Source organism: Rhodococcus sp. 11-3, assembly GCF_023704055.1.
GTDB lineage: Bacteria > Actinomycetota > Actinomycetes > Mycobacteriales > Mycobacteriaceae > Rhodococcus > Rhodococcus aetherivorans.
In genome coordinates, this window is record NZ_CP080406.1 from 5,837,181 (window position 1) to 5,852,131 (window position 14,951).

A 14,951-nucleotide genomic window follows, 5' to 3' on the forward strand; every position below is an offset into this window, starting at 1 on the left:
ATGAGCCTGCTGGACGTGACCCCCGTCGTTCCCGTCGTCGTGATAGACGATGCCGCGGACGCGGTCCCGATCGCCCGGGCCCTCGTCGACGGCGGTGTGCCGATGATCGAGCTGACTCTGCGCACCCCGTGCGCCCTCGAGGCGATCGAGCGGATCGCCGCCGAGGTTCCCGAGATCACCGTCGGTGCCGGCACGATCGTCGAACCCGGCCAGGCCGCGCAGGCCGCGGCGGCCGGCGCGCGCTTCCTGGTGTCGCCGGGCGCGACGGAGTCGCTGCTGAAGGCCATGACCGACACGGGACTGCCCCACCTGCCGGGTGCCGCGACCGTCTCGGAGGTGCTGCTGCTCCTCGAACGCGGCTACCGCGAGATGAAGTTCTTTCCCGCGGAGGCCGCGGGGGGCACCCGGTTCCTCGCGGCCGTCCACTCCCCCGTGCCCGCGGCCCGGTTCTGCCCCACCGGCGGGATCTCGGTCGCAACCGCCCCCGACTACCTCGCGCTGCCCAACGTCGGCTGCGTGGGGGGCTCGTGGCTCACCCCCGCCGATGCGGTGCAGACCCGGGACTGGGCCCGGATCACCCGCCTCGCGCAGGTGACCACGAAACTACGCCTGGCCGAGGCGTAGGCCGACCGGGCTCGCCCCCGTCCTACTCGGACGCGACGGGGGCGAGCCCTCGACGTTGCTGGATCCGCGCGTTTCGCCGTCAGCCGCGACCAGCGCGCGTGACGCGCGCATCCGACCAGGCCGGTCGCAGATCTTCCGCGCCGGCCGGAGCCAGCGGAGCGCCGGGGGACGGTACCCTGGGCGGATGCGTGAGGACACCGACCACCCCGGCTCGCAGTCGTCGCTGCGGTCGGCCAATCAGCAACGGGTGGTTCGGGTTCTGCAGTCCGGTGGCGAACTCACCCAGGCGGAGATCGCCCGGCGCACCGGTCTGGCCCCGGCCACGGTGTCGAATCTGGTGCGGGAACTGACCACCAGCGGCCTGGTGGAGGTGGCCGCGGCCGAGCGCCCGGGCCAGCGGGGGCGGGCCGTGAAGCTCACCCGGTCGGCGGGCCTGGCCGTCGGAATCGATTTCGGGCACCGGCATCTCACCGTCGCCGTCGCCGACCTGTCGCACGAGATCCTCGCCGAGAAGCGGGTCGAGCTGGCGACCGGACATCGCGCCGAGGACGGGATAACAAGGGCCGGTGCGCTTCTCGACGACGCCCTCGTCGAACTCGGGTGCGGACGCGACGCCGTCGCGGCCGTCGGCATGGGCCTGCCCGCGCCGGTCGAGTCCGCCACGCACCGGATCGGCGGGCCGTCGATCCTGCCGGGCTGGGTGGGCGTCGACCCGGCCGCACTGGCCGCCGAGCGGCTCGCGCTTCCCGTCCACGTCGACAACGACGCCAATCTCGGTGCGCTGGCCGAGCACATCTGGGGTGCCGGGTGCGGCGTGGACGACCTGGCCTACATCAAGCTGTCCGACGGCGTCGGCGCCGGACTGGTGCTGGACGGGCGGCTGTACCGGGGCCGCGCCGGCACGGCCGGCGAGATCGGCCACACCTCCCTCGACGAGTTCGGCCAGGTGTGCCGGTGCGGCAACCGCGGCTGCCTCGAGACGATGGTGGCCTCGCACGTGGTGATCGGGCTGCTCGAGCCGAGCCGGGGGCCCGGCCTGACGATCGCGGACGTGGTGGCACTCGCCGAGGCCGGCGACGCCGGGTGTGCCCGGGTGCTCGCGGACACCGGCCGCCACGTCGGGGTCGCGGCGGCGAGCCTGTGCAACCTGCTCAATCCGCAGCTCCTCCTGATCGGCGGCGAACTCGCCCTGGCGGGAGAGCTGCTGCTCGAGCCCCTGCGTCGCGCGATCGAGCGGTACGCGGTGCCCAGCGCCGCGCGCACCGTGCAGGTACGGACGGCGGCGCTCGGCGCCCGGGCCCAGGTACTCGGGGCGGTCGCCCTGGGACTGCGCGCGGCCAGCCCCCGCTGAAGATCATCTTCGAGGCTTCGGCGCCGACTCACGTCCAGAACTAGGTTCAAATTCGAACATAGGTAGCGTCTCAAGACGCTTTTTTCATTCATTTCTTGACGACTGACGCCGCTTCGTCCTACTGTGGTCCAGCACACAGTTCGCGTGACCGCCGCCACTCGCCTCCCGGAACGGGACCGCCGCGGCCGGGTCCCGCCGCCCACGAGGAGTCCCATGAGTAACCACGTCGCGCTCCCGACCGTCCCCGACACCGGACCGGACACCGCCGGCGCCCCGGTGCCGGTCCGCATCGCCGCCATCGCCGCGCTCGGCGGCCTGTTGTTCGGCTTCGACAGCGCCGTCATCAACGGTGCCGTGTCGGCCATCGAATCCCGGTTCGCCGTCTCGTCCGCCGTCCTCGGCTTCGCGGTCGCCTCGGCCCTGCTCGGCGCGGCCGGCGGCGCCGTCCTCGCCGGCCGCATCGCGGACCGCTACGGCCGGCTCACCACCATGCAGGTCGCCGCCGCGATGTTCCTGGTCAGCGCGCTGGGCACCGGATTCGCCTTCAACGTCGAAACTCTCGTCCTGTTCCGCATCGTCGGCGGTGTCGGCGTCGGACTCGCCTCCGTCATCGCCCCCGCCTACATCGCCGAGATCTCCCCCGCCCGGGTACGCGGTCGCCTGGGATCGCTGCAGCAGCTCGCGATCGTCGTCGGCATCTTCGCCGCTCTGCTCGTCGACTACGCCCTCGCCGCCCTCGCGGGTGGCTCCCGCGAGGAACTGTGGTTCGGGCTCGAGGCGTGGCGCTGGATGTTCCTGTCCATGACCGTTCCCGCCCTCGTGTACGGATTCCTGACGCTCACCATCCCGGAGTCCCCGCGCTATCTCGTCGCGAAGGGCCGCATCGGGGAGGCCCGCGGCATCCTCGGCACGCTGCTCGGCGAGCAGGGCATCGACCTGCGCATCGAATCGATCCGCGCCACCCTCGGCCACGAGCGCACCCCGTCGCTGCGCGACCTGAGGGGACCCGCGCTGGGCCTGCTGCCCATCGTGTGGATCGGCATCGGGCTGTCGGTGTTCCAGCAGTTCGTCGGCATCAACGTGATCTTCTACTACTCCAGCATCCTCTGGCAGGCAGTGGGATTCGACGAGAACAGCTCCCTCGTCATCACCGTCGTCACGTCCGTGGTCAACATCGCCACCACCCTCGTGGCCATCGCGTTCGTCGACCGCATCGGACGCCGGCCCCTGCTGATCATCGGCTCGGGCGGCATGGCCGTCACCCTCACCACGATGGCCGTCGTCTTCGCCACCGCCTCCACCACCGTCGTCGACGGTGTGACCACCCCGCACCTGACCGGACTGCAGGGACCGATCGCGCTGATCGCCGCGAACCTGTTCGTCGTCGCGTTCGGCATGTCGTGGGGACCGGTCGTGTGGGTCCTGCTCGGCGAGGCCTTCCCCAACCGGATCCGCGCGGCGGCACTGTCGCTCGCCGCCGGCGCGCAGTGGGCGGCCAACTGGGTCATCACCGTGAGCTTCCCCGCCATGAAGGAACTGTCGCTGGGGCTGTCGTACGGCTTCTACGCCGTGTGCGCGGTGCTGTCGCTGCTGTTCGTCCTGCGCTGGGTCAAGGAGACCAAGGGCCGCGAACTCGAGGACATGGACGCCGCCTGAATCCCGGGCACCCCGGTAACAGAACAGTCAGGGAGAGAACAGACATGGCACTGACCATCGGAATCGACGTGGGCGGCACCAAGGTCGCCGCCGGCGTGGTCGACGAACACGGCACCCTGCACGCCCGGCTCCGCCGCGCCACCCCGTCGGACGACCCCGCCCGCACCGAGGACGTCGTCGCCGACGTGGTCCGCGAACTCCGCGCCGCGCACGACGTGTGCGCGGTGGGCATCGGCGCCGCCGGATTCGTCGCGTCCGATCGCCGTACCGTGCTGTTCGCCCCCAACCTCGCGTGGCGCGGCGAACCGCTCGGCGAGGCCGTCGAGGCCGCGTGCGGGCTGCCGACCGTCGTCGAGAACGACGCCAACGCCGCCGCCTGGGGCGAGGCACGCTTCGGCGCCGGCCGGGGTGCCCGCACCGCGATCGTGCTCACCGTCGGCACCGGCATCGGCGGTGGTCTGATCATCGACGGCGCCCTGCACCGCGGAGCCTCGGGGCTGGCCGCGGAACTCGGCCATCTCAACGTCGAGCCGCACGGCCGTCGCTGCGGGTGCGGGAACCACGGCTGCTGGGAGCGTTACGCCAGCGGGCGGGCCCTGGTGCGGGAGGCGCAGGAGATCGCGAGCGTCTCGCCCGCGCTCGCCGGCCGGCTGCTCGAGCTGGCCGGCGGGCGCGCCGAGCAGATTACCGGGCACCACGTCACCACCGCCGCCCGCGAGGGCGACGCCGCCGCGCTCGAGTGCTTCCGCACGATCGGCACGTGGCTCGGGCACGGCATGGCGGACCTCGCCGCGTTCCTCGACCCGGAGGTGTTCGTCCTCGGCGGCGGTGTGTGCGAGGCCGGCGAACTGCTGCGCGGGCCCGCCGTCGCCACGTTCGCCCAGCGGCTGACCGGACGCGGGCACCGCCCGGCCGCCCCGGTGCGGCTGGCCGAGCTCGGCCCCGACGCCGGGATCGTCGGCGCCGCTGACCTGGCCCGGCGCCGCACGGATCTGTCGGCCACGCGCCTCGATCTCTCGGCCGCCGGCTGAGCACCCGCCCGGGTGGGGCGAGCGAATGTATCACCGACTCGGACTGAGGAGGTGAGCGATACATTCGCTCGCCGCACGCGGTCCACCGCGTAACACCGTCGTTACCGCGGTTAACCGTTCGCTTGACACGACGCCACTACCGTCGGCGGAGCCACGCGTATACAGCCGTGGATACAGACGACGGGAGTGTGCAGCGGTGGACGGACTCGAACGGCTCCACGCCTCGCTCGACGCGACGCTCGGGCCCGTCGACGCCGCGTACGCCACCGCCTATCCCGGGACGACACCGGCGCGGCAACCCGTGCACACCGTGTACGTGCCGGCCCACCGGTACGACGCGACGACCGTCGCCGAGTGGGGTGCACACGCCCGCCGGGCGCTCGACGAGAACTGCTCCGGCCCCGGCGACCTGGCCGGCGTGACGGGGATCGAACCGGAGCTCGCCGAACAGGTCCTACCGCTCGTGCGGGCCAAGCTCGGCACCGAGCCGATCGAAGATCTGCGCATCGACTTCGAGGACGGTTTTCCCCAGACGGACGTGCCCGGCCCGCACCGCGACACCGACGAGGACGCCCACGTCGCTCGGACCGCCACCGTTCTCGCGGGCAATCCCTCCGCCACCCCGTTCGTGGGGCTGCGCTTCAAGTGTCTCGAGCCCGCCACCCGCCGTCGCGGGATCCGCACGCTCGACGCCTTCGTCGGTGCTCTCGCCGAGAAGACCTCCGCTCCGGACGGTTTCGTCGTGACCCTGCCGAAGGTGACTGCACCCGAGCAGGTCTCCGCGATGGTCACCGTGTGCGAGCACCTCGAGCGTGCGCACGGGCTCGCCGTTCCCCTGCGGTTCGAGATCCAGATCGAGACCCCGCAGGCGATCTGCGGTCCCGACGGCACCGCGCAGGTGGCGCGGATGCTGCACGCCGCCGCGGGCCGTTGCGCGGGACTGCACTACGGCACCTACGACTACTCCGCCGCGTGCGGCATCGCCGCCGAATACCAGGCCATGGACCACCCCGTCGCCGACCACGCCAAGGCCACCATGCAGGTGGCCGCCGCCGGCACCGGCGTACCCCTGTCCGACGGATCCACCAACCGCCTCCCCGTCGGCACCCGCGAACAGATCCGGGCCGCGTGGGGCCTGCACGCCCGGCTGGTGGAGCGGTCGCTGCGCCGCGGGTTCTACCAGGGCTGGGACCTGCACCCCGCGCAACTGCCCACCCGCTATGCCGCGACGTTCGCGTTCTACCGCCGTTCGTTCCCCACCGCGGCGGCCCGCGTCGCCGCCTACCTGTCGCCGGGGCGTGACTCCGGCTATCTCGACGAACCCGCGACGGCCCGAGCCCTGGCCACATTCCTGCTCCGCGGCCTCGCCTGCGGAGCCCTCACCGAGACCGAGGTCCGCGACCGCGCGGAGACCACGCCGGACCGGCTGGCGCGGCTCGCGGGCCGACAGGAAGGACCCACCGGATGCCCACCGTGATCCGCACGCGACGCGCCGTCGTCGGCGACCGCGAACACCCCTGCTCGGTCGTGCTCCGGGACGGGCGCATCGCCGCGATCGGGGCCTACGACGCCCCTGCCCCCGCGGGCGCCGAGGAGGTTGTCCTCGCCGACGACGAGGCTCTTCTGCCCGGTCTGGTCGACACGCACGTGCACATCAACGACCCCGGCCGCACCGAGTGGGAGGGATTCGCGACCGCGACCCGCGCGGCCGCCGCGGGCGGCGTCACCACCGTCGTGGACATGCCGCTCAACTCCGTGCCGGCCACCGTCGACGTCGCTGCGCTGGAGGTCAAGAAGAAGGTTGCCGCCGAACAGATCTCGGTCGACGTCGGATTCTGGGGCGGCGCCGTGCCGGGCAACCTCGCCGACCTCGAACCGCTCTGGGACGCGGGCGTGTACGGCTTCAAGTGCTTCCTCGCCCATTCCGGGCTGGACGAGTATCCGCCGCTCGACCGGGAACAGATGCTCGCCGCGATGCGCACGATCGCGGGCTTCGGGGGCCTGCTCATCGTCCACGCCGAGGACGGGCCCACCCTCGACGCCCAGCCGCCGGCCGCGGGCCGCCGGTACGCCGGCTTCCTGCGGTCGCGTCCGCCGGCCGCGGAGTCGCGGGCCGTCGCCCAGGTGCTCGAGGGCGCCCGGGAAACGGGTTGCCGCACCCACATTCTGCACCTGTCCGACGCCGGGAGCCTGCCGCTGATCGCGCAGGCCAAGGCCGACGGCGTGCCCGTCACCGTCGAGACGTGCCCCCACTACCTGTCGCTGTTCAGCGAGGAGATCCTGGACGGTGCGACCCATTTCAAATGCTGCCCGCCGATCCGCGAGGCGAGCAACCGGGAAGACCTGTGGCGCGGCCTCGCCGAGGGCACGATCGACGCGGTGGTCTCGGACCACTCGCCGTGCGTGCCGGAACTGAAGAAGTTCGCGACCGGAGACTTCGCCGAGGCGTGGGGCGGCATCTCGTCGCTGCAGCTCGGCCTGCCGATCGTGTGGTCCCAGGCCAGGCGCCGCGGCCACACCCTGACGGAGGTGACCCGATGGATGGCCCGAGGCCCCCGCGACCTGGTGGGCATGACCGACCGGGGCGAGATCGCGATCGGCAACGTCGCGGACTTCTGCGTCCTCGCCCCCGACGACGCGTTCGTCGTCTTCCCCGAACGCCTGCACCACCGCAACGCCGTCACCCCCTATGCCGAGACCGCGCTTGCCGGGGTGGTCCGCGGGACGTGGCTCGGCGGCCGCCCCGTGGGCCGGACGCCGCGCGGGCGCCTGCTCGACCGTGAGAGGACGAACCCGTGACCGACCCCGCCTTCCTGCAGCTGCCCGACCTCGCGTCCCGGACCCTCGCCGGCTCCGTGGTGTACGCCAACGACGAACTGTTCGCCCAGCGGGAGAATCTCGTCACCCCGGAACCCCCGGCCTTCGACACCGGGGACTTCGGGCACAAGGGCAAGGTGTACGACGGCTGGGAGACCCGTCGGCGCCGCGAACCCGGCCACGACTTCGCGATCGTCCGGCTCGGGGTGCCCGGAGTCGTGCGCGGCGTGGTGATCGACACCGCATGGTTCACCGGCAACTACCCGCCGTTCGCCTCGGTGGACGCCGTCGAGACGGAGGGGTATCCGACACCGGACCAGCTGCTCGCGGCGCCGTGGCAGCCGATCCTCGACAAGGTGGCCCTCGCCGGGGACACCGCCAACACCTTCGCGGTCGACAGCGAATTCCGATGGACACACCTGCGGCTCAACATCTTTCCCGACGGTGGGGTGGCCCGGCTGCGGGTGCACGGCGAGCCCCGGCCCGACCCGGCGTTCCTCACCGGGACGATCGACCTCGCCGCGCTCGAGCACGGGGCCGACGTGGTGGACTGCTCGAACCGCTTCTACTCGTCCCCGCGCAACATCATCGCCCCCGGCCGGGCGCGGCACATGGGCGAGGGCTGGGAGAACGCCCGCCGCCGCGACGGCGGCAACGACCATGTGGTGGTGCGCCTGGCCGGGGAGGGCCACGTCGACCACGTCGAAATCGACACCTCGTACTTCGTCGGCAACGCCCCCGGGTGGGCACGACTGATCGGAATCCCGGACGGCGCAGCGCTCTCCGACGAATCCGCGTGGGTCGAGCTCGTGCCGCGGACGGCACTGCTGCCCGACTGCCGGCACCGGTTCCGCGTCGACGCGGCCGTGCCGTTGCGGCACGTGCGGCTCGACGTCTACCCCGACGGGGGCATCGCCCGGCTGCGCGTGCACGGGCGGCTGACGTAGGCGGTGCGTCCTTTGGGTGGCGGCAACAGCCCAAAGGGCACACCGGCGGCGTCAGCCGCCGGCGGTGAGAAATTGATTACCTGCGCGAAACGTGGTGGCTGTCGCCCGTAAAGGCGCTGGGCTAGAACTGTATTCATCACCGTATACAGCCTTGTGTCCCGGACGGAGCCCTCCATGGCAACAGCCCATCCCGTCGACACCCGACTGCCCTTCGGGCGGCAGTTGGCGTTCGGCATCCAGCACGTCCTGATCATGTACACCGGATGCATCACCGTCCCACTGGTCTTCGGCGCCGCCGTGGGTCTCGACCGCGAGACCGTCGCGATGCTCATCAACGCCGACCTGCTGATCGCCGGCCTGATCACGATCATCCAGAGCCTCGGCGTCGGCAAACTCGCCGGCGTCCGGCTGCCCATCGTCTGCGGCGCCACCTTCGCCGGGCTGACCCCGATGATCCTCATCGCCGAGGAATACGGCCTGCAGGCGGTGTACGGGTCGATGCTCGTCGGTGGCATCGTCGGTCTGGCCTTGGCGTGGCCGTTCGCGAAGGTGATCAAGTTCTTCCCACCGCTCGTGACCGGCGCCGTGCTCACCGTCGTCGGCATCTCCCTCATCGGTGTCGCCGGTGGGCTCATCGTCGGCACCGATCCCACCGCGCCCACGTTCGCCGATCCCGCGAACATCGCTCTCGCCGTGGCGGTCATGGCCGTCGCCATCGGATTCATCTGCCTCGGCCGCGGGATCTGGACGCAGCTCGGTGTGCTGATCGCCCTGCTCGTGGGCACCGTCGCCGCGCTGCCGATGGGCCTGATCGACCTCGGCGGTGTCTCCGGTTCCGCGTGGCTCGGTGTGCCCACTCCCTTCCACTTCGGTGGGCCCGAATTCCCGATCACCGCCGTCGTCGCCATGAGCATCGTGATGGCCGTCGTGTTCGCCGAGTCGACGGCGAGCATGCTCGCCGTCAGCGAGATCACCGGCAAGCCCGTCACCAAATCCGACATCGCCCGCGGCCTCGCCGGCGACGGCCTGTCCGGCATCTTCGGCGGCATCTTCAACGCGTTCGTCGACACGGTGTTCACGCAGAATGTCGGTGCCGTCGCCACCACCCGCGTCTACAGCCGCTACGTCACCGCCACCAGCGGCGTCATCCTCGTCGTGCTGGGTGCGCTGCCCAAGGTCGGCTCGGTCGTCGCCGCACTGCCCAAGCCCGTCGTCGGCGGGGTGGGCCTGATCCTGTTCGCCACCGTCGCCGTCGTCGGCATCAACACCCTGCGCAAGGTGGACCTCTCCGACCGGATCAACACCACCATCGCCGCGGTCGCCGTGGGCATCGGCCTCGTCCCCGAACTCGCGGAAGGCATGTTCGACAAGTTCCCGTCCGCCGCGCAGATTCTGCTCGGCAGTGGCATCACCCTCGCGGCGATCACCGCGTTCTCGCTCAACCTGCTGTTCAACCACACCAGGCTCGGCGCCGCGGCCCGGCGATCCGCCGATGGCACCCCCGGAACCGAAAGCGACCAGATCACAGGAGAATCCGTTGTCCCTGCCCACGCGTGAGCCCTTCGAGGTCCCGACGATCGACATCGGTCCGTATGTGACCGGCGGCGGGGACTCCGACCGACTCCGGATCGCCGAACAGATGGACGAGGCCTGCAGCCGCGTCGGATTCGTGCAGATCCTCGGTCACGGCATCCCCGGGACGATCCTCGACGACTTCACCACCGCCCTCGACGATTTCTTCGCCCTCCCGCTCGAGACGAAGAACCGCTACCGCGTCGCCGGCGCCAACCGCGGCTACAGTCCGCCGAAGAGCGAGTCGCTGAGCCTGAGCCTCGGGGTGGAATCCGCCGGGCGGATGAACGACTTCTTCGAGGCGTTCAACATCGGCACCGAGGCACGCTCGTTCCCCGAAGTGTCGCTGCCGGAGGAGGACTACGGTCTCAACGTGTGGCCGGACGTGCCCGGATTCCGGGCGGCGGTGCAGAATTACCGGGCGCACGCCGCGCGGGTGGCCCGCACCCTCACCCGCATCTTCGCCGACGCGCTGGGCCGGGAGCCGGACTTCTTCGACGCGCTCACCGACCACTCCATCGACGTGCTGCGGATGAACAACTACGCCCTGCCCGAAGGCACCGTCCGGCTCGACGGCGAACTCACCGGCATGGGAGAGCACACCGACTTCGGTCTGGTGACCGTGCTGTGGGCCGACCGCGTCGCCGGACTACAGGTGCTCGGCGGTGACGGCGTCTGGCACGACGTCGCCCCGATCGAGGGCGGCCTGCTCGTCAACCTCGGAGATCTGACGGCGCGGCTGACGGGCGACCGCTGGATGTCGACACTGCACCGCGTCAAGCCGCCGATCGTCGACGGCACCATCGTGCGCCGCCGCTCGGCCGCGTTCTTCCACGACGGCAACGTCGACGCGGTGATCGCCACGCTCCCCGAGTTCGCCGGCGACGAGTGCTACGAGCCCATCACCGTGCGCGAGCACATCAGAGCCAAGCTGGCCGGGTCGCGGCAGGGCCGGGCCAACACCGCCGCCGTCCGTGAGGCGGCCCGCGTGCTCGCCGCCGCGGGGCGGGACCTGCCGTGACACACGTCGTGCTGGTGCACGGGGCCTGGGCAGGGGCCTGGGTGTGGGACACCGTGCTGGGTCCGCTGCGCGCCGCGGGGTTCACTCCGCACGCGCTGGATCTGCCGGGCGCCGGCACGTGGGGCGCGACCGACGTCACCCTCGACGACGTCGCCGGCCACGTCGCCGCGCACGTCACCACGCTCGACGGCCCGGTGTTCCTCGTCGGGCACTCGGGCGGCGGCATCGTCGTCACCCAGGTGGCGGAGCAGCTCCCCGACCGTATCGCCGGGGTGGTGTACGTCGCGGGCATGATGCTGCCGTCGGGCACCGGGTTCGGGCAGCTGTGCGACGCCCTCGGTCTCGCACCACCGGTCGGGATCTCGCGGTGGCTGCGGCCCACGGCCGACGGACGGGGCACCGTGGTGCCCCCGGAAGCGGGGGCGGCGGTGTTCTTCCACGAAGCCGCCCCGGCCGACGCCGTCGCCGCCGCGCGCCGGCTCGTCCCGCAGCTCGAGACGGCCCGCCTCATGGCGCCGGCCTGGACACCGGAGCGGTTCGGGACCGTGCCCCGGCTGTACGTCGAGGCCACCCTCGACCGCACCGTCCCGCTGGTCGCCCAGCGCGAGATGCAGCGGCTCGTGCCCGGGGCCCGGGTGATCACGCTGGACACCGATCACGCGCCGCAGCTGTCGGCCCGCGACGAGCTGGTGGACGGCATTCGGCAATGGTGCCTTTCCGGACTTCCGGAGCTCCGAAAGGACGCCACGGCAGCGGCGCTGCCATAGGCTCGCAGCATGACGGCATCGGCGGCGATCGGCTCACCGGAGGAGCTGGCGCGGGCGCTGGACACGACGGGCTATCTCGCCGACGACGGCCTCGCAACGGTCGCCTTCCTGGCGCTGCGCATGGGCCGCCCGCTGTTCTGCGAGGGGGAACCCGGCACCGGCAAGACATCGCTGGCCATTGCCCTCGCCGACGCGCTGGCCCTGCCGCTGATCCGGTTGCAGTGCCACGAGGGCATCGATGCGTCCCAGGCCCTCTACGACTGGGACTTCCCCCGGCAGTTGCTGCACCTGCGCACCCTCGAGGCCGCGAGCGGCGGCCACCTGGAGGCCGAGGAGGCGGAACGCTCGCTGTACACCGAGCGGTTCCTGCTGGCGCGGCCCCTGCTGCAGGCGCTCACCGACGCGCCGTGCGTGCTGCTCGTCGACGAGATCGACCGGGCCGACGACGAGTTCGAGGCGTTCCTGCTGCAGGTGCTGGACGAGAACGCCGTCACCATCCCCGAGCTCGGGCAGGTGCGGGCGCAGACGCCGCCGCTGGTGGTGCTCACCTCCAACCGCACCCGCGAGGTGCACGACGCCCTCAAACGCCGCTGCCTGTACCACTGGCTCGAACATCCCGACCTCGCGCGGGAGGTGGAGATCCTGCGCCGCCGCATCCCGGGCATCGCCGAACACCTCGCGGAGCAGGTCGCCCACGCGGTGCAGACCATGCGCGGGATGGATCTGCTCAAGCCGCCCGGCGTCGCCGAGTCGCTGGACTGGGCACGAGCGCTGCGCGAACTCGACCGCGACGTGCTCGACGCGACGACCGCGGCCGCGACGCTGGGCGCCGTCCTCAAGTACCGGGAGGACCTCGACCGGGTGGTCCGCACCGGGCTCGACCGGCTCCTGACGGGGTGAGGCCCGCGATGACGACGGCCGCGGACGTCGGAGGTCCCCTCGTCGGGATCGCCGGGTTCACCCGCGCCCTCGCCGCGGCCGGCCTGCCCGTCGCCTCGGACGCCGCCGAGGCCTACGTGCGCGCCCTGCGCGAGATCGACCTCGGCGACCGCCGGCAGGTGTACTGGACCGGACGTGCCACCCTGTGCCACGACCCCGACGACATCCCCCGCTACGACCTCGCGTTCGAAAGCTGGTTCGGGGGAACGGCACCCGGCGTGACGTCGCCGCAGACCCGCACCCCGCGTCGGGCCCGCATCGCCGGACTCACATCCACGGGGGGTGACGAGACCGCCGGGGAGGGTCCGGAACTGCGGGTCGCCGCGGACGACGCCGACGTACTCCGCCGTCGCGACATCGCGGAACTGTCCGACGCCGAGCGGGCGCACCTCGCCGAGCTGATCGCCACGCTGCATCCGCGACCGCCCACCCGCCCGGCGATGCGGCTGCGCCCGTCGCGCCGGGGCCGCATCGACCCGCGCCGCACGGTGCGCCGGATGCTCGCGGCCGGGGGCGAGCCCGTCCGGCCGAGCCGGCACGGCAAGGCGACCCGTGCGCGCCGGGTGGTGCTGCTGCTCGACGTCTCCGGATCGATGAGCCCCTACGCGGACGCGCTGCTGCGGTTCGCGCACGTGGTGACCCGCGCCGATCCCGCCCACACCGAGGTGTTCTCCCTCGGCACACGCCTGACGCGGCTGTCGCGCGCGCTGCGGGCCCGCGACCCGGAACTCGCCCTCGCCGCGGCGGGCCGGGCGGTCCCCGACTGGGCGGGCGGCACCCGGCTCGGCGAGACCCTGCGGGCGTTCCTGGACCGGTGGGGCCGTCGTGGGCTCGCGCGCGGTGCCGTCGTGGTGATCTTCTCGGACGGCTGGGAACGCGGCGATCCCGGCCTGCTCGCCGAGCAGCTCGCCCAGCTGCGCCGCCTCGCCCGCGCCGTGCTGTGGGTCAACCCGCACGCCGGGGCGGCCGGGTACGAGCCGGTGCAGTCCGGCATCGCGGCCGCCCTGCCGCATCTCGACCGTCTGCTCGCCGGGCACAGCCTCGCGACGCTGCAGGAACTGCTGGAGGAGGTCCACCGTGCGTGAGGTTCTCGACGAACTCGACCGTCGCTACCGGGCCGGCGACACCGTCGCCTTGGGAACCGTGGTCTCGACGTTCCGTTCCGCGCCGCGCGCACCGGGCGCGGCGATGCTCGTCGCCGGCGACGGCACCGTGACCGGCAGCGTCTCCGGCGGTTGCGTGGAGGGCGCCGTGTACGAGCTCGCCCAGCAGGTGATCGAGGACGGTGTGCCCGTGTTGCAGCGGTACGGCGTGTCCGACGACGACGCCTTCGCCGTCGGGCTCACCTGCGGCGGCATCATCGACGTGTTCGTCGAACGGGTGGACGTCGCCGGATTCCCCGAGCTGGGCGAGGTCGTCGCGTCGGTGCGGGCCGGGGAACCCGTCGCGGTCGCCACCGTCACCGAGCATCCCGATCCGGCGTGGGTTGGTCGGCGCATGGCGGTGTGGCCGGATCGCGCGCACGGGGCGCTGGGGTCGGCGCGGGCGGACGACGCCGTCGCCGACGACACGCGGGGTCTGCTCGCCGCGGGCCGGACCGCGACGCTGCACTACGGGCCGGACGGGCAGCGCCGCGGCGAGGGCATGTCGGTGTTCGTCCACTCGTTCCAGCCGCCGCCGCGGTTGCTGGTGTTCGGCGCCATCGACTTCGCGGCCGCCATGGCACAGCTCGGCTCGTTCCTCGGCTACCGCGTGACGGTGTGCGACGCGCGGGGCGTGTTCACCACCGCCGCCCGGTTCCCGGCCGCCGACGAGGTGGTCGTGGACTGGCCGCACCGCTACCTCGCCGCCGAGGCGGCCGCGGGGCGCGTCGACTCGCGCACGGTCGTCACGGTGCTCACCCACGACCCGAAGTTCGACGTGCCGCTGCTCGAGGTGGCATTGCGGCTCGACCTGGCGTACGTCGGTGCCATGGGGTCGCGGCGGACGCACGAGGACCGGTTGGCGCGCCTGCGCGAAGCGGGGATGACGGAGGACGAGCTGGCGCGGCTGTGCTCCCCGATCGGCCTGGATCTGGGGGCGCGCACTCCGGAGGAGACCGCGGTGTCGATCGCGGCGGAGATCATCGCGCTGAAATGGGGTGGCCGGGGTGAGCACCTCGCCCGCACCGAGGGCCCGATCCACGCCCACGAGGACAGCGCGGTTCCCGGGCAGTAGGAGCTGCCC

General features: G+C 72.3%; 13 protein-coding genes. All 13 read left to right on the forward strand.

Annotated elements, in window-relative coordinates; genetic code table 11:
• The 13 genes from eda to KZJ41_RS27070 all read left to right on the forward strand — a co-directional run bounded on the left by eda (position 1) and on the right by KZJ41_RS27070 (position 14,942).
• Positions 1 to 624: a bifunctional 4-hydroxy-2-oxoglutarate aldolase/2-dehydro-3-deoxy-phosphogluconate aldolase gene (eda, locus tag KZJ41_RS27010; RefSeq protein ID WP_006944104.1), complete on the forward strand. Its 624-nt coding sequence runs from the start codon at positions 1 to 3 to the stop codon at positions 622 to 624.
• A 184-nt stretch (positions 625 to 808) separates the two neighbouring features.
• Positions 809 to 1,975, forward strand: a complete 1,167-nt coding sequence (locus tag KZJ41_RS27015) for an ROK family transcriptional regulator (RefSeq protein WP_006944105.1) — start codon at positions 809 to 811, stop codon at positions 1,973 to 1,975.
• 213 nt (positions 1,976 to 2,188) lie between these two features.
• Positions 2,189 to 3,631: a sugar porter family MFS transporter gene (locus tag KZJ41_RS27020; RefSeq protein ID WP_065923320.1), complete on the forward strand. Its 1,443-nt coding sequence runs from the start codon at positions 2,189 to 2,191 to the stop codon at positions 3,629 to 3,631.
• A gap of 44 nt (positions 3,632 to 3,675) precedes the next feature.
• The gene (locus KZJ41_RS27025; protein ID WP_006944107.1) at positions 3,676 to 4,662 is read left to right on the forward strand and encodes an ROK family glucokinase; all 987 of its coding nucleotides are present in this window, start codon (positions 3,676 to 3,678) and stop codon (positions 4,660 to 4,662) included.
• A gap of 196 nt (positions 4,663 to 4,858) precedes the next feature.
• Positions 4,859 to 6,139 carry an aldolase/citrate lyase family protein gene (locus tag KZJ41_RS27030; protein WP_029546632.1) on the forward strand — a complete coding sequence of 427 codons (1,281 nt, stop codon included), beginning with the start codon at positions 4,859 to 4,861 and terminating at the stop codon, positions 6,137 to 6,139.
• On the forward strand, positions 6,127 to 7,461 hold the full coding sequence (allB, locus tag KZJ41_RS27035) for an allantoinase AllB (protein ID WP_043799987.1): 1,335 nt from the start codon (positions 6,127 to 6,129) through the stop codon (positions 7,459 to 7,461). The genes KZJ41_RS27030 and allB overlap by 13 nt, the downstream gene beginning before the upstream one ends.
• Entirely contained in the window at positions 7,458 to 8,426 is a 969-nt protein-coding gene (alc, locus tag KZJ41_RS27040; protein WP_102800203.1) for an allantoicase, read from the forward strand. The genes allB and alc overlap by 4 nt, the downstream gene beginning before the upstream one ends.
• 174 nt (positions 8,427 to 8,600) lie before the next feature.
• Positions 8,601 to 9,983 (forward strand): uracil-xanthine permease family protein, encoded by a 1,383-nt coding sequence (locus KZJ41_RS27045; protein WP_006944112.1) that lies wholly within the window; start codon positions 8,601 to 8,603, stop codon positions 9,981 to 9,983.
• The gene (locus KZJ41_RS27050; RefSeq protein WP_373566453.1) at positions 9,919 to 11,019 is read left to right on the forward strand and encodes an isopenicillin N synthase family dioxygenase; all 1,101 of its coding nucleotides are present in this window, start codon (positions 9,919 to 9,921) and stop codon (positions 11,017 to 11,019) included. Before KZJ41_RS27045 ends, KZJ41_RS27050 begins: the two co-directional genes overlap by 65 nt.
• The gene (locus tag KZJ41_RS27055; protein ID WP_006944115.1) at positions 11,016 to 11,786 is read left to right on the forward strand and encodes an alpha/beta fold hydrolase; all 771 of its coding nucleotides are present in this window, start codon (positions 11,016 to 11,018) and stop codon (positions 11,784 to 11,786) included. Before KZJ41_RS27050 ends, KZJ41_RS27055 begins: the two co-directional genes overlap by 4 nt.
• Positions 11,787 to 11,795: 9 nt before the next feature.
• On the forward strand, positions 11,796 to 12,686 hold the full coding sequence (locus tag KZJ41_RS27060; protein WP_006944116.1) for a MoxR family ATPase: 891 nt from the start codon (positions 11,796 to 11,798) through the stop codon (positions 12,684 to 12,686).
• Positions 12,687 to 12,694: 8 nt separating this feature from the next.
• Positions 12,695 to 13,810: a VWA domain-containing protein gene (locus tag KZJ41_RS27065; protein WP_006944118.1), complete on the forward strand. Its 1,116-nt coding sequence runs from the start codon at positions 12,695 to 12,697 to the stop codon at positions 13,808 to 13,810.
• The gene (locus KZJ41_RS27070; protein ID WP_006944119.1) at positions 13,803 to 14,942 is read left to right on the forward strand and encodes an XdhC/CoxI family protein; all 1,140 of its coding nucleotides are present in this window, start codon (positions 13,803 to 13,805) and stop codon (positions 14,940 to 14,942) included. The genes KZJ41_RS27065 and KZJ41_RS27070 overlap by 8 nt, the downstream gene beginning before the upstream one ends.
• The last annotated feature ends 9 nt before the right edge of the window (positions 14,943 to 14,951 follow it).